Consider the following 23,511-nt stretch of genomic DNA (forward strand, 5'->3'; position numbering starts at 1 on the left):
GGTGCCGCCCCACCGAGGAGTGGGGCGGCACCCGCGTTTCGGGGGCCGGGAGCACCTCCGGGGTCCGGGGCGCACCGCCGGCGGGCCCCTCACCCGCCGTTCAGCTTCAGCACGGCGCGCACCCGCTTGCCGACCGGCACCCGTTCGACGGTGACCCGGTCCGCCAGCGCGTGGACGATCTCCAGTCCGTGCCGGCCGACCCGCTCGGGGTCCCGGGGGAATATGCGCGGCAGGGCGACGCTGCTGTCGTACACGGACACCGTCACCGTGGTGTCCGTGCCCTCCAGCTCCAGGATGTACGGCCCGTGGCTGTGCCGGTCGGCGTTGGTGACCAGCTCGCTCACCACGAGCAGGACCGCGCCGTCGGCCCGGTCGTCGGCCTCGGCGCACCACTCGGTCCTGAGCTGCCCCATGAAGTGCGCGGCGAAGGACCGTGCCTCGGCGATGCATCCCTGTTCGCCGGTGTAGTGTGCCGCCCGCCGCAGCGGTTCCACGGGCACGTCGAAACCAGTCGGTATCACTGCCCCGTCCAGGTGCTCGGTCATGCGTTTCTCTCTCGGAAGCCGGACTGGCCGGACGCTCTGCACCTGTCCTCGTACCCCGAGCCGGGCCCCGCAGTCCCCATGACAGGTGTTCGCCTCGTCCCGAACTCCCGGCTCCCCCGTCCCGGCCCCGGCGAGCGCGACCCGGCGGGAGGAGCAGCACCATCATGCCCGCCGCATCGTCCCGGCGGGGCGGGGCACCCGGGAAGGCACGGAGCGGCCCGGCGGGAAGGGCGTGTGATGAGCGAGCTGATGGACGCGCGGACCCTGACGACCCGGCCGGTGGTCACGCTGGGCGGCGACGCGGTCGCCCACGTCAAGGACACCGTCTTCGACGCCGCGGCCGGGCACATCACCGGGTTCACCCTCAGCGGCCGGGGCCTGCTGTCGGGCCCGCCGAAGCAGAGCCTGCCCTGGCCCGGGGTGTTCGCGCTGGGTCACGACGCGGTCATGATCCCCGGCCCCGGTGTCCTGGTGGACACGCCGGCCGCGGTGGCGCGCCGGGAGGCCCTGCGGGGCCGGGTGCTCGGCGCGAGGGTCCTGACGGACGCGGGCACGGAGGTCGGCACGGTGCTCGACCTCGTCGTCGAGGGCGGCACCAGCGGCCGTGTCGTCGGCTTCCGGATCGCCGCGCACCGGGCGCTCGTCCCGGGCGCGCGGCGCCACCGCCACCAGGTCTACGTGCCCCGGGGCGAGACGTGCGCCGTCTCCGGCCGGACGCTGGTCATCCCCGTGGACGCCACGCGCTACGTCGCCGGCGACCTGCCCGGCTTCGCCGCCCGGGCCGGCGCCTTCTTCCACCACTCCCAAAAGGGCACACCGCCGTGATGCTGTTCTCGCAGGCGCACGGCCTGCCGGTGCTGACACCGAGCGGGACGGACGAGATCGGTGTCGTGAGGGCGCTGACCGTCGACGCCGCGGCGGGCAGGGTCACCCATCTCCGGGTGCGCACCGGGCGCCGCGCGGAGACCGTGCTGCCCTGGGAGGCCGTGCACGCCGTCGGCCCCGGCGCCGTGGTCGTCGGCCCGGCCGGCGCCCCGGACGAGGTGGCGCCGCACCACGACCTGCTCGGCCGCAGGGTCCTCACCGAGACGGGCGACCGGCACGGCACCGTGCGGGACGTGGCGTTCGACCCGGCCACCGGCCGTATCGAGGCGGTCCGTACGACGCTCGGCACCCTGCCGGCCGACCGGCTGGTGGGGCTCGGCGACTACGCCCTGGTCGTCCGGGCGGACTGAGCCGGACCGGGTCAGCGCGCCGGGGAGAGGGCCAGCGGCCCCTGCGGGCTGGGAGTGTCCTCCCCGGCCGGCGACGACCCGGGAGCCGGCTGCTCGCTCGTCCCCGGCCCGGACGGCGGCTCGGACGGCGGTCTGGACGAGGGCTCGGACGTGGGCTCGTCCGAGGGCTCGGACGGCGGCTGGGACGGCGACTCGGACGAAGGCTCGGACGGCGGCTCGGACAAGGGCTCGGACGGCGGCTCGGAACCCGGTGAGGACGGGGCCGTCGACGACGGCGCGTCGGCCGGCGGCGACGCGGGCGTGGACACCTCCGCCGACGGAGTGGTCTCGTCCGGACGTCCGGTCCTGCGGTCCTTCTCCCCCGTGTCGCCCGGCTGCCGCCGGAACCACTCGCCGCTGTCGGGGTCGTAGACGACGAAGGCCTCGACCGCCCGCGGCGCGGGCACGACCACGACGGTGTTCGAGGGGCGGTACCACGGCCACGAGTCACCGGTGCGCCGGAGTGCGGTCTGCTGGGCGACCGGCGGGGTGAGCGGGTTTCCGCAGGCGCAGCGCACGCGCGGCACTCCGCGGGCGTCGACGAGGACGGCCGTGCCCGCCTGGAGGACGGCCTGGTAGCCGGTGGCGGCGCCGTCGCGGTAGCCGTGGTTGGTCACGCGGGTGTCCAGGCGCAGCTGTACGGGGGTGAGGGAGCGCAGGTAGGCGGGCACGTCGGACGGGCCGACCCCGGCCACCGAGGCGAACGCCCTGTTCTTCTCGGGTGCCTGCCCGAGGTACGTGATCTGCTTCTCCACGTCGCAGGAGGCGGCCTTGCGCGTGCCGCCGTACAGGCCGGGCGAGCCGCCGTCCACGCCGCGCACCGCGTTCGGCGGGACCGACTCGGTGGCCGGGGACGGGGTGGCCGGCGGAGCGGAGCTGTCCTTCGCCGTCGACTCGGTGAACGGGTCGGGGCCGGTCTCGCCCGCGGCCTGCAGGAAGAGCTCGCCGCCGCCCGCTCCCGCGCCGGTGCCCGGGCCGCCGCCGGAGCGGCTGAACACGACGGCGAGGACGACGGCGGCCACCACGACCGTGGCGAGCACCGCGAGGCGGGGCACCGACCGCCACCAGGGCCCGCGGGGCGCCGGCGACTGCCCGCTCCCGCCCGGTGGCGGGGGCGGGGGCGGCCCACCCGACGGCGGGGAAGGCCCACCAGGCGGTGGAGGCGGCCCACCGGACGGCGAGGGCGGCCCTCCGGACGGCGGGGAGGGGCCCGACAGGGGGCCGGAGGGCGGGCCTGCGGGGCGGCCGGACGACGGCGGTTCGACGCTCACGAGCTCTTCTTCCCGCGTGGGATTTCCACGGTGCCCGCACGTATGCGCTCCGTTTCGCCTGGCGTGCACCGCTTTTTCCACTACGAGTTCATTGTGCGCTTCCGTCCCGTACCCCCCGCAAGCCGGCGCGGACGGACCTCCCGGCGAGCGCCGCGCGCGGACGCTGCTTAGCGTGGCAGCGTGACCTCGCGAGCCCCCTCCGCGCGGCCCGCCGTCCGGCACGGCTGGGTGCAGGCCCTGGTCGTGGTGTCGGCGGGGCTGGTCGCCATGGGGGCGGTCGCGGCGCTGGGCCTGTGGGCCGCCGGGGCGGCGGACCTCCCGGGCGGTGCCTTCCCGCACGTCGTCGCGGCGACGGTCGTCCTCGCCGTCGGCGGCTCGGTCGAGCCGGCCGGGAGCGCCGGCGGACTGGCCGAGGCGGACGCCGGGCTGACCGTCGTCCCGCTGTCGGTCACCCTCACCGGGGCGCTGGTGATCGCCGCGGGTTTCCTGCGGCCGCTGCGGCACCGGGCGGTGGCCGGCGTCGCGGAGCTGGGGGGCTGGGCCGCCCGGGTCGCCGTGCTGTGGCTGCTCGCGCTGCTCGGTCTGTCCCTCGCCGCCCGCCGGACGTTCGTGATCGACCTCGGTGAGGACACGCTCGGCGACATCGGCGACTTCCTGGGCGTCCGGCCCGAGGCCGGATTCACCACGGACGTGCCGCCGACGCTCTTCTTCGGCCTGCTGTGGCTGGCCGGTGTGCTGGTCCTGGCACTGGTGGTCGCGCGCGGGGCCCCGCTGCCCGCCGGGCTGCTGCGCTTCCAGACGTCGGTGCGGCCGGCCGCGTACGCGATGGTCCTGCTGCTGCTGGCCTACGTCGCGATCGGTGCCGTCATCGGCCTGGTCGTGACGGCGGCGCGCGGCCGTGCGGCGGAGACCTTCGCCGTGCTGCTGCTCGGCCTGCCCAACCTGGCGTGGCCGGCGCTCACGATCGGGTTCGGCGCGACGTGGGACGGCCGGGTGGAGGGCCCGCCCGAGCTGCCCGTGCCGCACGTGCTCGACCAGGTGCTGCGCGCCCCGGGCGTCTCCACCCTCGACCTGCCCGCGCTCGCCGGGTACGACGGCCGGGTGTGGTGGCTGCCCGTGGTCGACGCGGTGCTGCTGCCGGCCGCCGCGTTCGTGATGGCGGTCCGGTCCCCGGCCGGCGTCCGGGCCTGGCGGCACGCGGTGCGCATGGCGGTCGCGCTGGCCCTGACGGTGCTCATGATCTGCCTGGCCGGCCGCGTCCACGCGCACTACGGCCTGTCCGTGCTCGGCATCGCCGACCTCGGCGGCGGGCTCGCCGGAGAGCTGCTCCTGAGACCGCGCCCGTGGTCCGCGCTGGGCCTGGCGGTGCTGTGGGGCCTGGTCGCCGGCTTCGCCGGGGCGCTGCTGGCACGGCCGGTGCGCCGGCGGGGCGAGACCGGCGCGGCCTGACCGCGTGCCCGGGGGCCTGTCCGGCGCGCCCAGGCCCTGTCGTCGGACTCCCGTCGTCCGCCCGGAGGGCGGGCCCCGCGGCGTCGGGTGCGTGCTCCCGGCGTGCCGGGCGCCGCCCCGCGTACCGGATGCACCCGGGTCCACGCCCGGTACGGCGGGAGCGCGTACAAGGTGTCGCGGGGCGGGCGGGAGTCCGAGGACAGGACTTAGATGTGGGGACAGGACTTAGATGTGCCGTCCGAACACCGGCCCGGCCCAGCGCGGCGGCGGCTCCGGCCGCTCGTCCTGCGGGGCCGGCCCGCGCGGGTCCACCCGGGTGGGGACGTACCCGGCCGCGGCCCCGCCGGTCGTGGCGGTGCGCAGGGCGGTGACGAAGGCCAGGCAGGACGGGTACCGGTCGTCGGGGTTCTTGGCCAGGGCCCTGGCGAAGACGGCGTCGACCTGTCCGGGGAGGTCGGGCCGGGCCCGGGTCAGCGGCGGCGGGTCGTCGTACTGGTGGGCCCAGAGCAGGGCCATGTCGTCGTCCCGGCGGAAGGGCGGGTGGCCGGCGAGGGTCTCGTGGACGACGCAGGCGAAGCCGTAGACGTCGCAGCGGGCGTCGACGGGGCGGCCGGAGATCTGCTCGGGGGCCACGTAGTCGAGGGTGCCGACGAACTGGCCGACCGTGGTGAAGCCGGTCAGGGACAGCGACTTCTTCGTCAGGCCGAAGTCGGTGAGGTAGACGTGCTCGGGGTGGTCGCTGTCGGTGCCGCGGGAGACCAGGACGTTGCCCGGTTTGACGTCCCGGTGGACCAGACCGTGCTCGTGGGCCGCGTCGAGCGCGGAGGCCAGCTGGGCGGCGATGCGCAGGGCGGTGGCGGGCGGCAGCGGGCCCTCGCGGTCCAGGAGGTGGCGCAGGTCGCTGCCGTCGACGTAGCGCATGGCGATGTAGAGGACGCCGTCCGTCTCGCCGGCCTCGAAGACGGGCACGATGTGCGGATGGTCGATCGCGGCGGCGACCCGGGACTCGTGGGTGAAGCGGCGGCGGAAGGTGTCGTTGCGGGCGAGCTCCGGGGCCAGCAGCTTCAGGGCGACGGTGCGTTCCAGGCGCAGGTCGCGGGCCCGGTAGACGACGGCCATGCCGCCCCGGCCGATCTCCTGCTCGATGCGGTAGCCCGCGACCCGCCGTCCGACCGGGCCGGAGGCACTGCCGGGGAAGTGGCCGGTGCCGCGGCTCATCCCGGGCCGCCCTCGGGAGTGACGACCCGGGTCGGGGGGTGGCCGGGGCCGGCGGCGGCGCGGGGCGGTTCGTCGGGTGCGTAGGTGCTCAGCCGGGTGCCGTCGGTGTAGACCCATCGTCCGCGGTCGGCGTCGTAGAGCCACACGGATTCCCCGTCGACGACGAGGCCGATGCGCAGGCCTCTGGTGCGGGTGCGGAAGGACTCGCCGTCGAGGCCGCCGCCCGCCAGCTCCTCGACGGCGGCGCGGTAGCGGGCCAGGGCCTGCTCGGCGCGGGCCAGCAGGGGGCGCGGGTCGGCGGTGCGGGCGAGCGGGCCGTCGGAGCCGGGCGGGTCCTGGGGAACGGCGACCAGGAGGCGGCCGTCGACCCAGGCCGACCAGCCGTTGGAGCACACCACCTGTCCCCAGTCGCCGCGCCGCTCCACGAGCCGGACCGGGAGCAGCGGGTCGAGGGCGACGGTGGGCCGGTCCGGGCCGGGGGTCTCCCAGGCGGGCATGCCGTGCGGCGGGACGACGTGGGTGGGACGGAAGCCGGGAGCGGACGCGTACGTCATGGCGCCGCCTACTTCCGCATCACCGCGGGTTCGTGCCGGCGCAGCAGCCGGGACACCAGGAACCCGAAGAGCACCGACAGCGCGAGCAGCATCCCGACGTCCAGCAGCCACACCCCCGTCTCGTGCCGGAACAGCGGGTCCCGGGCCAGGTCGCCGGGCACGATCCGGGCCAGTCCGACGGTGCCGGCCATCGCGCCGAACGCCCAGCGCGAGGGCACCAGCCAGGACAGCTGCTCCAGACCGGGCACGCCGTCCAGTTTCAGCAGGGCGCCGCAGAAGACGACCTGGACGAGGGCGAGGAGCACCAGCAGCGGCATCGTCACCTCCTCCTTGCGCACCAGCGCGGAGACGACCAGGCCGAGCATCGTCGCCGTGAACGCCAGCAGGGCGACGGCGATCGCGATCTCGGCGAGCGGTGGCATCAGCACGCCCTTCCCGCCGGGCGCGCCGAGGTCGACCCCCAGCAGGGCGACGACGGTCAGCACCACCGCCTGCAGCACGGTGAGGGTGCCCAGGACGACGACCTTGGACATCAGGTACGCCGATCTGGACAGGCCCACCGCCCGTTCCCGCCGGTAGATCACGCGTTCCTTGACGAGCTCGCGCACGGCGTTGGCGGCGCCGCCGAGCACCGCGCCGACGCACAGGATCAGCAGCGCGTTCATCGCGGTCTTGTGGGTCAGTTCGCCGCCGGCCAGGGCCCGGCCCATCGCGCCCATCACGAACGGCAGCGCGACCATGACGGCGAGGAAGGTGCGGTCGGCGCTCAGCGCCGCCGTGTACCGGCGGACCAGGGTGCCGAGCTGGGCCGTGCGGCTGCGCGGCCGGGGCGGCGCGGTGACGGGGACCGGGCCCTCGCGCGGCCGGCGGGGCTGCGCCGTGGCGTCGGTGACGTACCTGCGCCGCAGCGGCGAGGCGTGGAACTCGCCCGCCCAGTCCCGGTCCCGGTCGCGTTCGAAGGCCTCGAAGGCCTCCGGCCACTGCGCGAAGCCGAAGAAGGGCAGGGCCTCCTCGGGCGGCCCGTAGTAGGCGACCTTCCCGCCGGGCGCAAGGACGAGGAGCCGGTCGCACACGTCCAGGCTCAGCACGCTGTGGGTGACCACGATGACGGTGCGGCCGTCGTCGGCGAGGCCGCGCAGCATGTGCATCACCGAGCGGTCCATGCCCGGGTCCAGTCCCGAGGTCGGCTCGTCCAGGAACAGCAGCGACGGCTTGGTGAGCAGTTCCAGGGCGACGCTGACGCGTTTGCGCTGTCCGCCGGAGAGGCTGTGCACGGGCTGGCCGGCGTTCTGCTCCAGGCCGAGTTCGCGGACCACCTCGTCGACCCGGGCCCGCCGCTCGGCCTTCGCGGTGTCCTGCGGGAAGCGCAGCTCGGCGGCGTAGGACAGGGCGCCGTGGACGGTCAGCTGGGTGTGCAGGATGTCGTCCTGCGGCACGAGCCCGATGCGCTGGCGCAGCTCGGCGTAGTCGCGGTACAGGTCGCGGCCGTCGTACAGGACGGTGCCGTGGTCGGCGGGCCGCTGCCCGGTGAGGGCGTTCAGCAGGGTGGACTTGCCGGCGCCGCTCGGCCCGACGACCGCGAGCAGGCACTTCTCCCCCACCGGGAAGGACACCTGGTCGAGCAGGGTCCTGCGGCCGCGGTCGACGGTGACCGTGAGGTCCTGCACGTCCAGGGAGATCTCGCCGGTGTCGACGTACTCCTGCAGTTCGTCGCCGACCAGGCAGAACTCCGAGTGGCCGATGCCGATGATGTCCCCGGGACCGACGGGGGCGCGCTCCACGGGGCTGCCGTTGAGGTAGGTGCCGTTGTGGCTGCCGAGGTCGACGATCTCGTACGTGCCGTCGGGCAGGGCGCTCAGTTCGGCGTGCCGGCGGGAGACGACGAGGTCGTCGACGACCAGGTCGTTGTCGGCCGCGCGGCCGATGCGGACGGTGCGGGCGGGCAGCGGGCGTACGGTCGTGGGCTGCCGGTAGGTGCCGGTCAGGCCGGGCATGGAGACCGCCGAGGGGCGTTCGGCGGCGGGTTCGGTGCGGCCGACCAGGACGGCGCGCGGGCCGTCGGCCGGGTGGCCGAAACGGATGACGCTGCCGGGACCGACGTCCTGGACGCGGACGCGCCGGCCGTCGGCGTAGGTGCCGTTGGTGCTGTCCTCGTCCTGGAGGGTCCAGCGCCCGTCCTCGGCGCGCAGCACCGCGTGGTGCCAGGAGACCCGGGCGTCGTCGAGGACGACGTCGCTCAGCGGATCGCGGCCGACGCGGTAGTCGCGGCCCGGACTCATCACCGTGGAGCCCGTCTCGGTCTCCAGAACGAGTTCGGGCGCTGTCGGCGAGACCGGCCGGTCAGCCATGCCAGAATTCTACCGATTCGCCCGGACGCACGCCTGGGTGGGAGGCTCCGCCGCGGGTCAGGCGACCGGGACGCCGAGCAGGTGGGCCATCCGCTGCATGCGCAGGGCGTCCACGGACTCGGCCAGCAGTTCGTACTCGGTGGTGTCGTCGCTGGTGGCGATGCGCACCAGCCGTCCGGCGGCCAGTTCCTCGGCGACGCGTTCCTGCCCGGCCGCGTCGGCGCACCAGGCGCGCAGGACGGCGGGCACGTCGGGCACGGTGTCGGCGACCGGGACGAGCGCGCCGGAGGGTAAGTGCTCGGCGTCGGGGTGCGGGTCGAGGCGCTCGGCGATCCAGGACGCGCGGTCCCGCAGCCACCACAGGGCGAGGGCGAGGGTGGGCGCCCGGTAGGTGCCGAGCGGGACACCGATGCGCCGGCCGCCGCAGAAACCGTACGCGGTGACGTGGCACAGGAACTCGTCGTGCACGTTGTCCCTCCCCCCGTTGCCCTGCCCGCCTGCCGGCCCGGAATCACCTTCCGCGGCTCGCGTGCTGTGCGTGAGGGCGCCGTCGCCCGATGTGAAGTGCCCCTGCAGTCGAGTATGTTCACCACTGAAACACTGTCACCATGGCTTTCCGGCCACTCTCCTGGCATATTCACGGCTTCCGGTGGCCGAAATCCGGCGGGTTTCGCACGGCCCCTGAGGTGACCGGCGGTGACGCGGGGCGCGGGCGGAGTGGCCCCACCGGGTCACCGGCCCGGACGCGCCCACACCCGACGCGCGGGCCGGACCGTGTCCGTGCCCCGCTTCCCGGACCGGCCGGGCCCCACGGGAGGACCCGGCCCCGCGGGACGGCCGGGCCCCGCAGGACGGCCGGCGGGCGCCGTGGCGAGAGCCCGTCCACGGCGCCCGGCGACGGCGTCCGCAGGCTTCCCCGCCGGGGCCGGGGTGCGCCGGGCGGCCGGGAAGCGGGAGGGCGACCGGGTGACCGTCCGCCCGGCGGAGCGGCTCAGCCGTTGACCACCGCGTCGATGCGGGCCAGTTCCTCGTCGTCGAAGTCGAGGGCGCGGATCGCGGCGACGCTGTCCTCCAGTTGTCGCGGGCTGCTCGCCCCGACCAGGGCGGAGGTGACCCGGCCGCCGCGCAGCACCCAGGCCAGCGCCATCTGCGCGAGGGTCTGGCCGCGGGACTCGGCGATGCCGTTCAGCTCGCGCAGCCGCGCCACCAGGTCCTCGGTGAGCGCGTCGGAGTTCAGGAAGGGGCTGTCGCTCGCGGCCCGGGAGTCCTCCGGGATGCCGTCGAGGTAGCGGCCGGTCAGCAGCCCCTGCTCCAGCGGGGAGTAGGCGATGGAGCCGACCTGGAGCTCGTCGAGGACGTCCAGCAGGCCCTCCTCCGGACGGCGGTCCAGCATCGAGTAGCGCGGCTGGTGGATCAGCAGCGGGGTGCCGAGGCCGGCCAGGATGCGGGCGGCCTCGCGGGTCTGCTCCGGCGAGTAGTTGGAGACGCCGACGTACAGCGCCTTGCCCTGCTGCACCGCCGAGTGCAGGGCTCCCATCGTCTCCTCCAGCGGAGTCTGCGGGTCGGGGCGGTGCGAGTAGAAGATGTCGACGTAGTCCAGGCCCATCCGCTGCAGGCTCCGGTCGAGCGAGGACAGCAGGTACTTGCGCGAACCCCACTCGCCGTACGGGCCGGGCCACATCAGGTAGCCGGCCTTGGTGGAGATCACCATCTCGTCGCGGTACGGCGCGAAGTCCGCCTTGAGGGCCTCGCCGAACGCGGACTCGGCGGCGCCGGGCGGCGGGCCGTAGTTGTTGGCCAGGTCGAAGTGGGTGACGCCGAGGTCGAAGGCACGGCGCAGGATGGCGCGCTGGGTCCCGACCGGCCGGTCGGGACCGAAGTTGTGCCACAGGCCGAGCGAGAGCGCGGGGAGCTTGAGCCCGCTGCGGCCGGTGCGCCGGTAGGGCATGTCCGCGTAGCGGTCGGGGTGTGCGGTGTACAACGCGACTCCTGAGGGGTTGGCACACGGGTGACGGTTCCGCGGAAGCGACGGCCCGCGGAACCCCGTCCCACTCTGGCGTGACCTGCGGGCAGTGGTCCAACAGAAGAATCCGATGGAATTCAGCGACTACGCTTCTCAATCATGGAACTGCGCCACCTCCAGCACTTCGTCGCGGTCGCCGAGGACCGGCACTTCACCCGGGCGGCGGAACGCCTGATGGTGTCCCAGTCGGGTCTGTCGGCCTCGGTCCGGGCGCTGGAGCGGGAGCTGCAGACCCCGCTGTTCGTGCGCACGACCCGCCGGGTGACGCTCACTCCGGCCGGGCGGGCGCTGCTGGGCGAGGCGGAGCGGATCCTGGCCCAGGTGCGGGCGGCGCACGAGGCGGTGGCCGCGGTGCAGGGGGTGCTGCGCGGCATGCTCGCGGTCGGCACCGAGCAGTGCATCGCCGGGGTGGACACGGCGCGGCTGCTGGCCGCGTTCCGGCGGCGGTACCCGGACGTGGAGATCTGCCTGCGGCAGGCGGGCTCGGGCGCGCTGGCGGAGGAGGTCGCGGCCGGGCGCCTGGACCTGGCGTTCGCGGTGCGCACGGCGCAGGCGGACACCGAGCAGCTGCGCGCCGTCCCGCTGACCGCCGAGCCGATGACGGTGCTGTGCCACCCCAGTCACCGGCTCGCGTCGGCCGGTGCGGCCGTCACGCCGCAGGACCTGGGCGGCGAGGTGTTCGTCGACTTCCACCCGGACTGGGGGCCGCGCCGCATCACCGACGCCGCCTTCGCCGCCGCGGGCGTGCGGCGCACGGTCGCGCTGGAGGTCAACGACGTGCACACCCTGCTGGACCTCGTGGACGAGAACCTCGGCATCGCGGTCGTGCCGCGGCACTTCCGGCACAAGCGGGCCTCGCTGGCCGCCCTGCCCCTGAAGGACACCGACGAGACGGCGTACGAGACCGTCGCCCTGCTGCCGCCCCCGCAGGCCACCAGTCCCGCGGCCCGGGCGCTGACGGCCCTGCTCGGCGACGGGATCCGGGACGACGGGGACGCGTGAGGGGCCGCGGTGCGCGAAGGTGGAGCCATGCATGCCAAGGACATCCTCATCGACGGGTACGGCCGCGTCCGGGAAGAGGTCCACGCCGCCGTCGAGGGCCTCGGCCCCGACGAGCTCAACGCCCGCCCCTCGGCCGGCGCCAACTCCATCGCCTGGCTGGTCTGGCACCTCACCCGGGTCCAGGACGACCACGTCGCCGACGCCTTCGGACTCGACCAGGTGTGGCTGTCACAGGACTGGCACGAGCGCTTCGCGCTGGGCCTGCCCCGCCGCGACACCGGCTACGGCCACGGCCCGGCGAAGGTCGCCAGGGTCCGGGTCGGCTCCGCCGGCCTGCTGACCGGCTACCACGACGCCGTGCACGAACAGACCCTCACCGCCCTGCGCGCCCTGTCCGCCAAGGAGCTGGAGCGCATCGTCGACGAGAACTGGGATCCGCCGGTCAGCCTGGGCGTACGGCTGGTCAGCGTCCTGTCCGACGACCTGCAGCACGTCGGACAGGCCGCCTACGTCCGCGGGCTGCTTCAGAGCGCGGCCTCGTAGCCGGGCAGGACGACCTCCCGGATGAGCCTGTTGCGCTCGTCGAACGGGAGGAAGGCGCTCTTGAGCGCGTTCACGGTGACCGTGCGCAGGTCCTCGACCGTCCACCCGGCCTGCTCGACCAGCAGGGACATCTCGCGGGTCATCGTCGTGCCGGACACCAGCCGGTTGTCGGTGTTGAGCGTCACGCGGAAGCCGAGGTCCTTCAGCGCGGTGATGGGGTGCTCGGCGATCGAGGTCGCCGCGCCCGTCTGCAGGTTGGACGTCGGGCACATCTCCAGCGCGATGCGGCGGTCGCGCACCCAGCCGGCCAGGCGGCCGAGCTTGCCGGCCGCGAGGTCGGGGATGTCGTCGATGATGCGCACGCCGTGCCCGATGCGCTGGGCGCCGCACACCTGCAGGGCCTGGTGGATGCTGGGCAGGCCGTGGGCCTCGCCGGCGTGGATGGTGAAGGGCACGTTCTCGCGGCGCAGGTGCTCGAAGGCGGCCAGGTGGTCGACGGGCGGGAAGCCGTCCTCGGCGCCGGCGATGTCGAAGCCGACGACACCGGCGTCCCGGAACGCCACCACCAGGTCGGCGATCTCCCGGCTCCGGTCGAACATCCGCATCCCGCACAGCAGGGTGCCGACGCGCACCGGCGTGCCCGCGGCGGCCGCCTTCGCCATGCCCGCCGCCAGGCCCTCCTGGACGGTCTCGACGACCTCGGGCAGGGTCAGCCCGCCCTTGAGCATCAGCTCCGGGGCGTAGCGCACCTCGCCGTAGACCACCCCGTCGGCGGCCAGGTCGAGGACGTACTCCTCGGCGGTGCGCAGCAGGCCCTCGCGGGTCTGCATGACGGCGAGGGTGTGCTCGAAGGTGGCTATGTAGCGCACCAGGTCGCCGGAGTTGGCGGCGTCGTAGTACCAGGCGGCGAGCGCGTCGGGGTCGGCGGCGGGCAGGGTGTGGCCGGCCGCGTCCGCGAGCTCGATCACGGTGGCGGGGCGCAGGCCGCCGTCGAGGTGGTCGTGCAGGACGGCCTTGGGCAGGCGGCGGAGGGTGTCGGCGTCGATGCGGGGCGCGGTCATGAGCGGGCTGCTCCTCGGCGGGTGGTTCTGGCGTGCGGGTCGAAGGCGGCTGCGGACGTGCGGGTCATCCGGCGGGCTGGAGCAGGTCCCAGCGGTTGCCGTACAGGTCCTGGAAGACGGCGACCGTGCCGTACGGCTCGTGGCGCGGCTCCTCCAGGAAGGTCACGCCCGCGGCGGCCATGCGGGCGTGGTCGCGGGCGAAGTCGCCGGTGTGCAGGAAGAAGCCGACACGCCCGCCGGTCTGGTCGCCGATCCGGGCGCGCTGCGCCTCCCCCTCGGCGCGGGCGAGCAGCAGGGCGGTGCCCTGCCCCTCGCCGTCCGGCTCGACGACGACCCAGCGGGAACCGCCGGGCCGGGGGGTGTCCTCGGCGAGCCGGAATCCGAGGGCCTCGGTGTAGAAGCGGATCGCCTCGTCGTAGTCGTCGACGACGAGGGTGACCAGGGCGACGCGTCTCATCGGTACCTCTCGGGCGGGGGCGATCGACGGGAGAGGTTATACGTAAAACTTCTTAGATGCCAATCACTCCCGCGAACCCGGGTCCTGTCGCCGGACTTCCGTCGTCCGCCCGGCGGGCGGGCCCCGCGGCTCGGAAGCGCGTGCGGGGCGCCACGGGCGGGGGGAGTCCGACGACAGACCTGGGGCCAAAGCCTGAGGCGCGGCGGGGCTCCGGCCCGAGGCGGGGCGTGCCGCGGGCCGCTACCGTCCCGGACATGAAGATCACCGGGGTTCCTCGCGACCCGGCCCGGCGCAGGCGCGACGTCCTGGCCCGGCTGGAGCGGGAGAGCGACGTCTGGGTGGCCTCGGCCGGCGCCGACGGTCTGCCGTGCCTGGTCGCGCTGTGGTTCGTCTGGGACGGCGAGGCCCTGTGGCTGTCCACCCGGCCGGCCAGTCCGACGGGCCGCAACCTGCGGGAGGGCCGGCGGACCCGGCTGGCCCTCGGGGACACCCGGGACGTGGTGCTGATCGACGGGGACGTGGAGACGTACACCGCGCGGGAGGTGCCGCCGGAGGCGGCCGGGGCGTTCCGGGCGAAGACCGGCTGGGATCCCCGGGAGGACCCCGCCCCCTACGCGTTCTTCCGGGTCCGGCCGCGTGCGGTGCAGGCCTGGTGCGGGGAGCACGAACTGCCGGGGCGGCACCTGATGCGGGAGGGGGTCTGGGTGGTGTGACCCCCATGGATGGCGGGTGGTGTGACCCCCGTGGACGGCGGGTGGTGTGACCCCCGTGGATAGCCTGGGCGACCGTGAACAGACGACGGCGGAAGAAACTGGCGCGGCAGCTCGTCGGGGCCGCGATGCTCGGTGACACGGGCGCCGTACGGGCTCTCCTGCGCGCCGGCGCGCAGCCGGACACGCCCGACGCGGACGGCACGACGCCCCTGTACGCGGCGGCCGTGCACGGGGCGGCCGGGACCGTCCGGGCCCTGCTGGCGGCCGGCGCCTCGCCCGACGCCGAGAGCGGGCACGGCACGGAGGGCACTCCCCTGTGCGGAGCCGCGTGCTGGGGCCACACCGAGGCGGTCGGCGCCCTGTTGGAGCACGGCGCCGATCCCGGCCTGCGCGAGGACCACGGCACGGGCCGCTCCCCGCTGGAGTGGGCGCTGGCGGGCCCCCACCCGGACACCGTCGCGGCACTGCTGGCCGCCGGGGCCGCCCCGTCCGCCAACCGGGAGGAGTCCGCCGCCGCGCACCGGGCCGCGCCGGAGTGATCCCGGGCCGATGCGCGGCACCGCCCTCCTCCTGGCCGCCCGGTGACCGGTCACGCGGGCCGGGCGGGCGGCCCCGGCGGCTCAGCCGGCGGCGCGGCGGCGCCGGTCGAGCCGGTTCAGCTCGTCGCCGGTGAGGCGCAGCGCGCCCGCGGCCACGTTCTGCGCGAGGTGCCCGGGATCGCCGGTGCCCGGGATGACGAGCACGTGCGGGCCCTGGTGCAAGGTCCAGGCGATCCGGATCTGGGCGGGGGTCGCGCCGTGCGCCCGGGCGACGGCGAGCACCTCCTCGTCGTGGGCGCCGGTCGCGCCGTGCTGGGCGCCCTCACCGGCGACGGCGTAGAACGGCACGAAGGCGATGCCCTGTTCGCCGCACCGGCGCAGGAGTCCGTCGCCGGCGGGGTCGGGGCGGTCGAGCGCGTACCGGTTCTGCACGCACACCACGGGCGCGATGGCCTGCGCCTCGGCGAGGTGCCTCGCCTCGACGTTCGAGAGGCCGAGGTGCCGGATCAGTCCGGCCTCGCGCAGTTCGGCGAGGGCGCCGAAGTGCTCGGCTATGGAGTCCTGGCTCATGCGGCGCAGGTTGACGACGTCCAGGTGGTCGCGGCCGAGCTGGCGCAGGTTCTCCTCGACGTGGCCGCGCAGTTCGTCGGGGCGGGCCGAGGTGCCCCACTCCCCCGACCAGGTCCGGTACGGACCGACCTTGGTGACGATGACCAGGTCGTCGGGGTAGGGCGCCAGGGCGCTGTTGATCAGCTCGTTGGCGGAACGCAGGGAGGAGAAGTAGAAGGCGGCCGTGTCGATGTGGTTCACACCGAGGTCGACGGCCCCGCGCAGCACGGCGATCGACCGGTCGCGGTCGCTCGGCGTGCCGAGGTGGAAGGCGGCGCTGCCCGTCAGCCGCATCGCGCCCAGGCCCACGCGGTGGACGGACAGGTCGCCGAGTTCCCAGGTGCCCGCGGCGTCCGCGGTGATCGTTCCGGAGCTCATCGGCCGAGTCTCGCACGCCGGTGCGCGGGCCGGGGCCCGCGCACCGGCGGAACGCGCCGTGCGCCGAACGGCCCGCTCCGAGGGGCCGTTGGGGCGGCCGGGGCGTCACCGCCGCGGCCGCCGGCGGTCCGCGGCGGTGCCCGCGGAAGGCCGGGTGGAGCCGCCCCGGCCCGATGCCGGTCCTACGGGTACGTGTACGAGTTCAGGGCGGCGACGGCGGCGGCCGGGTCGCCGAGGTCGTAGCGGTCCACGGCGAGGAAGGTGGGCTTCTTGCGGGCGGCGGGCTGGCAGAACCGCCGGGCGCGGTCGGCGAGTTTGGCGTTGTCCGCGGCCGCCGTGGAGGCGACGGCGGCGTCCCGGAAGTGGTTCATGACGAACAGCGGGCGGAAGGCGCCCTCGGTGCGGGTCAGCGGGAGGGTGGTGTTCGCGTCGTACCAGCGGCTGTAGCACGACCAGTCGGAGGCGCCGATGCCCGGGCCCATCGACCAGTGGTTCTCCACGGTCCACTCGCGCTGGTACAGCACGCCGAAGCTGTCCCGGGTCAGGCCCGCGGCCTCGTCGGCGGAGCGGCTGTGGTCGGTGAGGATCAGCAGGCGCCGGCCGGCGGCGAGCAGGTCCGCCATCCTCGGCCAGCCGTTCTCGCGCACGCCGGTGCGGTCGGGACGGTACAGCAGGTCCGCCAGCCCGTCGACGCGGGCGAGTTCGGCGCGCAGCACGCCGGGGTCGACGTAGTCCTCCAGGAAGACGGTGACGAACTGGTCGGGGTGGGCCCGCAGGAAGTCCGCGATCCGCTGGAGGTCCACCCACAGGGCGACCGGTCTGCCGACCAGCGTGCAGCTGTTGTGGCAGAGGATCGCGCCGTCCCGGGTCTGGTGGATGTCCAGCATGAACCCCCGTACGCCGTCGGCGAGTTGCCGGTCGATCCCGCGTGTCTGGTTGGGCACGAGGTCGATGAAGGGCGGGGCGAAGCCGCCGTCGACGCCGTTGGCGTAGGCGTTGTGGGCCGTGAGGAAGGTGACCTGGTCCAGGGTGCGCCGGTCCTGCGGCGGCATGGGGCGGGTGGCGGGGGCGACCGGGGTGAGGTACCAGGCCGCGCGGTCGCCGGAGAGCTCGCCGACGGCCAGCTGGGCGGGATGGGTGGCGCCGGAGGGCTTGGGGGCCACCGTGAGGTAGCGCTCGGCGCCGGGCGTCTTCAGGGTGAACCGGTCGGCGCCGGCGGGGGTGATCTCCCAGGCCGCGTCGGCGCTCGCGCAGGCCACGGTGCGGGCCTGGTCGCCGCCGCGGCCCAGGCAGCGGCCGGCGGTGTCCGTGTTCTCCAGGACGTGGGAGGAGCCGTTCGGCCTCAGCCGCCACTGCTGGTGGTCCTCGTCGCCCCGGGGGCGGTGCTGTTCGACCGCTCCGGCGTTGTCGGCCGCGTTGAGCCCGGTCGTGGCGCTCTGTACGTAGTACGCGCCCGGAGCCGGGACCGTGTCGGCGGCGGCAGCGGGCGGGGGCGCCACGACCGCGGCGGCCAGCGCGGCGGTCGTGGCGAGCAGGGCGTGGGGGGTGCGCATGACGGTGCCCTTCGTCCGGGTGGAACTCAGGTGATGGTCAGGTGCATGACACCACGCCCCGCCGTCCGTCGTCAGCAGTACAGGTTGCCGCCCGGCGACGTCCCGAGGATCTGCGTGAACCGCTCATAGGTGCTCACCCGGCTCTGCACCTGCGCCGGGTTCCTGCCGTCGCACTCCAGGGAGCCGTTGATGCTGCGGATCGTCTGGCCGAAGCCCGCGCCGTTGACCATGGCGTTGTGCGGGGTCATCGTGCCGGGACCGCTCTGGGTGTTCCAGTACCACAGGGCCGTCTTCCAGGCCACGGCGGCGTCGTTCTGCACCAGCCAGGGGTTGTTGAGGAGGTCGATGCCCAGCGCGTCGCCCGCCGCCTTGTAGTTGAAGTTCCAGCTCAGCTGGATCGGGCCGCGCCCGTAGTAGGCGGCCTGGCCGGCCGGGCAGCCGTAGGGCTGGCTCCAGTCGCAGTAGTGCGAGTAGTTGGCGGTGTTCTGCTCGACGACGTGCACCAGACCGCCGGTCTCGTGGCTGACGTTGGCGAGGAAGGCGGCGGCCTCCTGCTTCTTCACCGTGTCGCTGCCGGTGTTGGCGAAGCCGGGGTAGGCGCTGAGGGCCGCCGTGAGCCCGCTGTAGGTGTAGAAGGGATTGCGGTTCGGGAACATCTGGTTGAACTGCGCCTCGCTCACCACGAAGCTGCCGACGGGCGTCCCCGGACCGTTGTCGCAGGCGTACGGCTCCCAGTACCAGGTGCTGATGACCGGGTCGTAGCCCGGGTTGGCGTGCTCGGCGATGTAGGCCTTGCCGTCGGTGTAGCGGACGATGTCGCCGGCGGCGTACGACTTCCCGGCCACCCAGTTCGGGTAGCTGGAGCACGCGGCGGCGGACGCCGGCGCGGCCGGGAGGAGCACCGGCGTGGCGCCCGCGAGGGCGATGGTGGCCAGAACGGCGGAGATGCGGCGTCTTGACATGGAATCAACTCCTTTGCGCAGCACGGCCGCACCTGGACAAGGGCAGGGCGAAGCAGGCCTTAAGCGCACGCGCCGGTCGGACCGGCCACGGCACGGGCGCGGCCGTGGTGGGGGGTGTGGACGCACACTCAACCGTATTGGTCTGTACCAGTCAAGGGCGCAGATCGGCCAAAGGTGTAGACCGGTCAACCGCGCGCTGGGCACGCGCGGCGGGGCGGGTGCGGCCGGGGCGCCGCGGCCGCACCCGCCCGCCGTGCGTGCTCAGCGGGTGAGCTCCCGCAGGCGCCGTTCCAGGTACCGGCGCTCCGCAGGGTTTTCGGCCAGCGCGATCGCGGCCTCGTAGGCCCGGACGGCCTGCGGGGTGCGGCCCAGGCGGCGCAGCAGGTCGGCGCGGACCGCGTGCAGGACGTGGTAGCGGTCCAGGCCGAGTGCGTCCACGAGCTCCAGGGCCGCCCGCGGGCCCTCGGTCTCGGCGACGGCCACCGCCCGGTTCAGGGCCACCACGGGACTCGGGGCGAGTGCCATGAGCTGGTCGTACAGCCGGCGGATCTGGCCCCAGTCGGTGGCCTCCGCGGTCGGCGCGTCGCTGTGGACGGCCTGGACGGCGGCCTGGATCTGGTACGGCCCGGGCCGGCCGCGGCGCAGGCAGCGGCGGACGAGCGCCTGTCCCTCGGCGATCAGGCCGTGGTCCCAGCGCGAGCGGTCCTGCTGGGGCAGCGGCACCAGCACACCGTCCTCGTCCTGCCGGGCCGGACGGCGCGACTCGCTCAGGAGCATCAGCGCCAGCAGGCCGGTGACCTCGGGTTCGTCCGGCATCAGCTCGGCCAGGAGCCGTCCGAGGCGCACGGCCTCACGGCACAGGTCCGGGGAGCCCTCGTAGCCCTGGTTGAAGATCAGGTAGACCACGGCGAGGACACCGCCCAGCCGGCCGGGGAGGTCGGCGTCGCGGGGCACCCGGTAGGGGATCCCGGCGTCGCGGATCTTCGCCTTCGCCCGCACCAGCCGCTGGGCCATGGTGGCCCCCGGCACGAGGAAGGCGCGGGCGATCTGAGCCGTGCTCAGCCCGCCGAGCAGGCGCAGGGTCAGGGCGACGCGGGCCTGCGGGGCGAGCGCGGGATGACAGCAGGTGAAGATCAGGCGGAGCCGGTCGTCGCGCACGGGGCCCTCCTCGGGCGGTGCGTCGGGGGCGTGCAGCAGGGCGGCCTCGGCGTGCCGCGCCTCCCGGGTGGATTCGCGGCGGAGCCGGTCGATCGCCCGGTTCCTCGCGGTGGTGATGATCCAGCCGGCCGGACTCGGCGGCATCCCGGTCTCCGGCCAGCGCCGCACGGCGGTGGCGAAGGCGTCCTGGACGGCTTCCTCGGCGAGGTCGATGTCGCCGAGGAAGCGGACCAGGGCGGCGACCGCGCGGCCGTACTCCGCGCGGAAGACCCCCTCGACGTCCACGGTGTCCACGGTCCTCAGTCCGCCTCCCCCGTGAAGGGCCGCACCTCGATCGGCAGGGTCGTCGCCAGGGCAGCCCTGCGGCCCCACTCCAGGGCGGCGTCCAGGTCGGGCGCCTTGATCAGGCAGATCCCGCCGAGCATCTCCTTGCCCTCGGCGTACGGGCCGTCGGTGACCAGGACGTCGCCGTCGCGGGGCCGCAGCACGGTGGACGACTCCGGGCCGTGCAGTCCCCCGGCGAACACCCAGGCGCCGGCCTCGCGCAGCTCCCGGTGGAAGACGTCCAGGTTCGCGTCGATCTCCTCCAGGACCTCGGGGCCGGGTGTCCCCCCGACCGGCTGCATGACGCTGAGCAGGTAGTACTTCATGACGGCCTCCTGTGCCTCGTGGGGTTTTCCCCTCTCCTACACGAACGGCACACCCCCGGATCGACACCTCGCCCCACCGCACCGCGAGAATTCCTCCATGACCGCCGCGTCCCACCCCCTCGTCGTCCGCGCCCGGCAGCTCGCCGACGCTCTCCTCGCCCCGCAGGCCGAGCGGGTCGACCAGGAGGGCGTGCCGGCGGACCACATCGCGGCGGTCAAGAGATCGGGGCTGCTCGGGGTGGGTGCGCCGGCGGAGTACGGCGGGGCGGGCGCGCCCGCCGCGGTGGCCAGGGAGACGGCGGAGATCCTGGCCGGGGCCTGCTGCTCCACCTGGTTCGTGCAGACGCAGCACCACACGCCGGTGAAGATGCTCGCCGCCCACGACTCGCCGGCCCGGGAGCGGCTGCTGCGGCCGCTGGCGACGGGCGAGCTGCTGTCCGGGATCGCGTACGCCCATGTCCGGGCCTTCCCCCGCGTCCCCGTACGGGCCGTGCCGGAGCGCGGCGGCTGGCGGTTCGAGGGCACCGTGCCCTGGTACACGGGCTGGGGCCTCAACGACGTGATGCTGCTGGCCGGGGTGACGCAGACGGCCGAGGTGGTGTTCGCCTTCACCGAGGCGCGCGAGCAGCCGGGGCTGCGTCCGTCGGCGCCGATGCGGCTGGCCGCGCTCACGGCCGCCCGTACGGTGTCCCTGGAACTGGACGGCCTGCGGGTGCCGGAGGAGGCCGTGGTGCTGCGCACCGCGCAGGAGGACTTCGCCCTGGTCGACCGGCCGAGGAACACCAACGCCGGCCCGGCCGTCTTCGGCGTCGCGTATGCGGCGCTGGAGCTGGTGGGGGCCGCCGCGGACGGCCGGGAGACCGCGCGGTCGCTGCGGGCCCGGCTCGACGAGGTCCGGCGGAGGGCGTACGCGCTGGCCGACCATCCGGTGCCGCACGAGCGGATCGCGGAGCGGCTCGCGGTGAAGACGCGCGCGTACGACCTGATGCGCGCGGCCACGACCGCGGCGGTCGTGGCCGGGGGCGGCCGGTCCATGGCGTTGGACAGCCGGGCGCAGCGGCTGGCGCGCGAGGGGATGTTCCTGCTGGTGCAGGGGCAGACGGCGGAGGTGCGCCGGGCGCATCTGGCCGCACTGGCCCAGGAGTAGCCCTCCGCCGCCCCGGTGCGGTCCCCTGTCCGTCCAGCGGGTCGGCGGCGGCCCGTCGCCGGTGGCGGCTGCGTCGGGCTGTCGTCCGGTGGCGTCCGGTGTCGTCCTCGCGGGCCGGACGTCGCCCGCGGGCAGGGTCCGCGCCGTGGCCTGTGGCCGCCGCACGGCCATCGGGAGTCCCCGCGATCCCCCACGGCCCAGCAGTGGCCGTCCCGCTCACGACCGGGCCGCTGGGTGCTCGCGCTCCTGCGCCGGTCCGGGCACGGCACGGCGGATCGCCGTGTTCTACGGGGTGCCTCCGCCGTGTTCTACGGGGTGCCGTCGCCGTCGCCCTCGTCGAGGAAGCGAAGCAGCACAGCGGCCTCCGCGCGGAGCCGCGCGGCCCGGCCGGCGTGCGCGGGCGCGGTCAACTGCGCTGCGGCGTCGAGCCGTTCGGCGGCCTCGGCCCGCACGATGTCCACCACACCGCGCTCGCTCAGCGCACGTCGTGCCGCCTCGGTGGCGCCGGCGCCGACCGGTGACTGTTCGAGGGCCGCGCCGCGCGCCCCGGCTTCGTCCACGGGCACCGCCTCCGCGTTGTCCAGTGCGGCGAGCGTCGCGCGCAGGGCGCTCACCGCGGCCTTGTCGCGGGCGCGCATCGCTTCCGGGAGGGCTTGACGCATACGAACGCGCAGGGACATGCCGTGACTCTATGGCCGTGCTCCCGGCCCCACAACGGGATATCCCCCGGCCGATCGCCCGCTCGACGGTGCCGCGCGCGCTGCACCGCGCACGGCCGAAGCCGGGGCGGGGCCGTCCGCGGCGAGGAACCGCTGCGGACGGCGGGCCGTCGACCGGCCCGCCCGGCGCACTCGTACGAGGTTCCCCGCGTCCCGCCGGGCGCCGGCCGGCATCGGTCGGCGGGACCCGGCCTAGCTCGCGAACGGCACCTGCGCCGCGGGGGCGTCCTCCCCGCCGGCGGGGTGCCGCCACAGCCCCTGCGCGGCCAGGCGCGGCAGCACGCCCTCGCCGAACCAGTACGCCTCCTCCAGGTGCGGGTAGCCGGAGAGGACGAACTCCTCGATGCCCAGGGCGTGGTACTCCCTGATCCGCTCGGCGACCTCGTCGTGGCTGCCGACCAGGGCGGTGCCCGCGCCGCCGCGCACCAGGCCGATGCCCGCCCAGAGGTTGGGATGGATCTCCAGGGCGTCCCGGTTGCCGCCGCCGTGCAGGGCGAGCATGCGCCGCTGTCCCTCGGACTCGCTGCGGGCCAGCCCGGCCTGGATGGCCCTGACGCTCTCCGGGTCGAAGCCGTCGAGCAGCCGGTTCGCCTCCGCCCAGGCCTGCGCGGAGGTGTCGCGGGTGATGACGTGCAGCCGGATGCCGAAGCGCGGCGTGCGGCCCTCCCTCGCCGCCAGCGACCGGATCCAGGCGATCTTCTCGGCGACCTGCGCGGGCGGCTCGCCCCAGGTGAGGTAGACGTCGGCGTGGCGGGCGGCGACCTCGCCCGCGACGGGCGAGGAGCCGCCGAAGTACACCTCGGGGACCGGGTCGGGCACCCGGGCCAGCGCCGCGTCCTCCACCCGCAGGTGCTCGCCGTGCAGGTCGACGGTCTTGCCCGCCCACAGCTCCCGTACGATCCGCAGGAATTCGCCGGTGCGGCGGTAGCGCGCGTCCTTGTCGAGGAAGTCGCCGTAGGCGCGCTGCTCGTGGCTCTCGCCGCCGGTGACGACGTTGAGCAGGAGCCGCCCGCCGGTGTGCCGCTGGAAGGTGGAGGCCATCTGCGCGGCGAGGGTGGGCGAGACGAATCCGGGCCGGAAGGCGACCAGGAACTTCAGGCGTTCGGTGTGCTGGCTGACCATGGCGGTGGTCAGCCACGCGTCCTCGCACCACGCGCCGGTGGGCGTGAGCGCGCCGGTGAAGCCGAGGTGCTCGGCGGCGCGGGCGATCTGGCTCAGGTAGGCGACCGTCGGCGGCCGGTCCCGCCCGGAGGCGGTGGCCGGGGTGCCGTGGCCGCCGCCGACGACATCGCGGCTGTCGCCGTTGGTGGGCAGGAACCAGTGGAAGGTGAGGGACAC

General features: G+C 75.0%; 24 protein-coding genes. 8 read left to right on the forward strand and 16 right to left on the reverse strand.

Annotation, left to right across the window (positions count from 1 at the left end; all coding sequences use genetic code 11):
* Positions 1-89 precede the first annotated feature (89 nt).
* Positions 90-545: an ATP-binding protein gene (locus tag AB0L29_RS29515; RefSeq protein ID WP_365831309.1), complete on the reverse strand. Its 456-nt coding sequence runs from the start codon at positions 543-545 to the stop codon at positions 90-92.
* A gap of 237 nt (positions 546-782) precedes the next feature.
* Between AB0L29_RS29515 and AB0L29_RS29520 the strand changes: the two genes are divergently transcribed.
* Both AB0L29_RS29520 and AB0L29_RS29525 read left to right on the forward strand, forming a co-directional pair.
* Positions 783-1,370, forward strand: a complete 588-nt coding sequence (locus tag AB0L29_RS29520) for a PRC-barrel domain-containing protein (protein WP_365831311.1) — start codon at positions 783-785, stop codon at positions 1,368-1,370.
* Positions 1,367-1,780: a PRC-barrel domain-containing protein gene (locus AB0L29_RS29525; protein WP_365831313.1), complete on the forward strand. Its 414-nt coding sequence runs from the start codon at positions 1,367-1,369 to the stop codon at positions 1,778-1,780. The genes AB0L29_RS29520 and AB0L29_RS29525 overlap by 4 nt, the downstream gene beginning before the upstream one ends.
* 11 nt (positions 1,781-1,791) lie before the next feature.
* Here AB0L29_RS29525 and AB0L29_RS29530 read toward each other — a convergent pair whose 3' ends face one another.
* Entirely contained in the window at positions 1,792-3,090 is a 1,299-nt protein-coding gene (locus tag AB0L29_RS29530) for a DUF6777 domain-containing protein (RefSeq protein WP_365831315.1), read from the reverse strand.
* Positions 3,091-3,270: 180 nt separating this feature from the next.
* Between AB0L29_RS29530 and AB0L29_RS29535 the strand changes: the two genes are divergently transcribed.
* Positions 3,271-4,539 carry a streptophobe family protein gene (locus AB0L29_RS29535; protein WP_365831317.1) on the forward strand — a complete coding sequence of 423 codons (1,269 nt, stop codon included), beginning with the start codon at positions 3,271-3,273 and terminating at the stop codon, positions 4,537-4,539.
* Between the two features lie 225 nt (positions 4,540-4,764).
* Here AB0L29_RS29535 and AB0L29_RS29540 read toward each other — a convergent pair whose 3' ends face one another.
* From AB0L29_RS29540 to mgrA, 5 genes are all read right to left on the reverse strand, one after another.
* Complete coding sequence (locus AB0L29_RS29540) at positions 4,765-5,757, reverse strand: serine/threonine-protein kinase (protein WP_365831319.1); 993 nt, start codon at positions 5,755-5,757, stop codon at positions 4,765-4,767.
* Positions 5,754-6,311, reverse strand: coding sequence for a hypothetical protein (locus AB0L29_RS29545; RefSeq protein ID WP_365831321.1), 558 nt, complete (start codon positions 6,309-6,311; stop codon positions 5,754-5,756). The genes AB0L29_RS29540 and AB0L29_RS29545 overlap by 4 nt, the downstream gene beginning before the upstream one ends.
* Positions 6,312-6,319: 8 nt before the next feature.
* The gene (locus tag AB0L29_RS29550; protein ID WP_365831323.1) at positions 6,320-8,659 is read right to left on the reverse strand and encodes an FHA domain-containing protein; all 2,340 of its coding nucleotides are present in this window, start codon (positions 8,657-8,659) and stop codon (positions 6,320-6,322) included.
* A gap of 57 nt (positions 8,660-8,716) precedes the next feature.
* On the reverse strand, positions 8,717-9,127 hold the full coding sequence (locus AB0L29_RS29555; RefSeq protein ID WP_365831325.1) for a hypothetical protein: 411 nt from the start codon (positions 9,125-9,127) through the stop codon (positions 8,717-8,719).
* Between the two features lie 523 nt (positions 9,128-9,650).
* The gene (gene mgrA / locus AB0L29_RS29560) at positions 9,651-10,640 is read right to left on the reverse strand and encodes an L-glyceraldehyde 3-phosphate reductase (RefSeq protein WP_365831327.1); all 990 of its coding nucleotides are present in this window, start codon (positions 10,638-10,640) and stop codon (positions 9,651-9,653) included.
* Positions 10,641-10,781: 141 nt separating this feature from the next.
* Here mgrA and AB0L29_RS29565 point away from each other — a divergent pair, with 141 nt between their 5' ends.
* Positions 10,782-11,684 (forward strand): LysR substrate-binding domain-containing protein, encoded by a 903-nt coding sequence (locus tag AB0L29_RS29565; protein WP_365831329.1) that lies wholly within the window; start codon positions 10,782-10,784, stop codon positions 11,682-11,684.
* Positions 11,685-11,711: 27 nt separating this feature from the next.
* Positions 11,712-12,227 carry a DinB family protein gene (locus tag AB0L29_RS29570; RefSeq protein WP_365831331.1) on the forward strand — a complete coding sequence of 172 codons (516 nt, stop codon included), beginning with the start codon at positions 11,712-11,714 and terminating at the stop codon, positions 12,225-12,227.
* On the opposite strand, the gene AB0L29_RS29575 is transcribed toward AB0L29_RS29570, so the two are convergent.
* Both AB0L29_RS29575 and AB0L29_RS29580 read right to left on the reverse strand, forming a co-directional pair.
* On the reverse strand, positions 12,209-13,288 hold the full coding sequence (locus AB0L29_RS29575) for an adenosine deaminase (RefSeq protein ID WP_365831333.1): 1,080 nt from the start codon (positions 13,286-13,288) through the stop codon (positions 12,209-12,211). The two genes, AB0L29_RS29570 and AB0L29_RS29575, sit on opposite strands and share 19 nt — an antisense overlap.
* Before the next feature lie 64 nt (positions 13,289-13,352).
* Positions 13,353-13,745, reverse strand: a complete 393-nt coding sequence (locus tag AB0L29_RS29580; protein ID WP_365831335.1) for a VOC family protein — start codon at positions 13,743-13,745, stop codon at positions 13,353-13,355.
* A 254-nt stretch (positions 13,746-13,999) separates the two neighbouring features.
* Between AB0L29_RS29580 and AB0L29_RS29585 the strand changes: the two genes are divergently transcribed.
* Both AB0L29_RS29585 and AB0L29_RS29590 read left to right on the forward strand, forming a co-directional pair.
* Positions 14,000-14,458: a pyridoxamine 5'-phosphate oxidase family protein gene (locus AB0L29_RS29585; RefSeq protein ID WP_365831336.1), complete on the forward strand. Its 459-nt coding sequence runs from the start codon at positions 14,000-14,002 to the stop codon at positions 14,456-14,458.
* A 74-nt stretch (positions 14,459-14,532) separates the two neighbouring features.
* Positions 14,533-14,997, forward strand: a complete 465-nt coding sequence (locus AB0L29_RS29590) for an ankyrin repeat domain-containing protein (RefSeq protein ID WP_365831338.1) — start codon at positions 14,533-14,535, stop codon at positions 14,995-14,997.
* Positions 14,998-15,078: 81 nt separating this feature from the next.
* On the opposite strand, the gene AB0L29_RS29595 is transcribed toward AB0L29_RS29590, so the two are convergent.
* The 5 genes from AB0L29_RS29595 to AB0L29_RS29615 all read right to left on the reverse strand — a co-directional run bounded on the left by AB0L29_RS29595 (position 15,079) and on the right by AB0L29_RS29615 (position 20,307).
* The gene (locus AB0L29_RS29595) at positions 15,079-15,984 is read right to left on the reverse strand and encodes an oxidoreductase (RefSeq protein ID WP_365831340.1); all 906 of its coding nucleotides are present in this window, start codon (positions 15,982-15,984) and stop codon (positions 15,079-15,081) included.
* Positions 15,985-16,166: 182 nt separating this feature from the next.
* Positions 16,167-17,537, reverse strand: coding sequence for a phospholipase (locus AB0L29_RS29600; RefSeq protein WP_365831342.1), 1,371 nt, complete (start codon positions 17,535-17,537; stop codon positions 16,167-16,169).
* A 71-nt stretch (positions 17,538-17,608) separates the two neighbouring features.
* On the reverse strand, positions 17,609-18,499 hold the full coding sequence (locus AB0L29_RS29605) for a glycoside hydrolase family 19 protein (RefSeq protein WP_365831344.1): 891 nt from the start codon (positions 18,497-18,499) through the stop codon (positions 17,609-17,611).
* Between the two features lie 261 nt (positions 18,500-18,760).
* The gene (locus AB0L29_RS29610) at positions 18,761-19,951 is read right to left on the reverse strand and encodes an RNA polymerase sigma factor (RefSeq protein ID WP_365831346.1); all 1,191 of its coding nucleotides are present in this window, start codon (positions 19,949-19,951) and stop codon (positions 18,761-18,763) included.
* A gap of 5 nt (positions 19,952-19,956) precedes the next feature.
* Entirely contained in the window at positions 19,957-20,307 is a 351-nt protein-coding gene (locus AB0L29_RS29615; protein ID WP_365831348.1) for a YciI family protein, read from the reverse strand.
* Positions 20,308-20,404: 97 nt separating this feature from the next.
* On the opposite strand from AB0L29_RS29615, the gene AB0L29_RS29620 reads away from it, so the two are divergent.
* The gene (locus AB0L29_RS29620; protein ID WP_365831350.1) at positions 20,405-21,454 is read left to right on the forward strand and encodes an acyl-CoA dehydrogenase family protein; all 1,050 of its coding nucleotides are present in this window, start codon (positions 20,405-20,407) and stop codon (positions 21,452-21,454) included.
* A gap of 308 nt (positions 21,455-21,762) precedes the next feature.
* On the opposite strand, the gene AB0L29_RS29625 is transcribed toward AB0L29_RS29620, so the two are convergent.
* On the reverse strand, positions 21,763-22,092 hold the full coding sequence (locus AB0L29_RS29625; RefSeq protein WP_365831368.1) for a hypothetical protein: 330 nt from the start codon (positions 22,090-22,092) through the stop codon (positions 21,763-21,765).
* A gap of 273 nt (positions 22,093-22,365) precedes the next feature.
* Positions 22,366-23,511 carry an LLM class flavin-dependent oxidoreductase gene (locus AB0L29_RS29630; RefSeq protein WP_365831352.1) on the reverse strand — a complete coding sequence of 382 codons (1,146 nt, stop codon included), beginning with the start codon at positions 23,509-23,511 and terminating at the stop codon, positions 22,366-22,368.

This window comes from Streptomyces sp. NPDC052701, assembly GCF_040678355.1.
Lineage (GTDB): Bacteria > Actinomycetota > Actinomycetes > Streptomycetales > Streptomycetaceae > Streptomyces.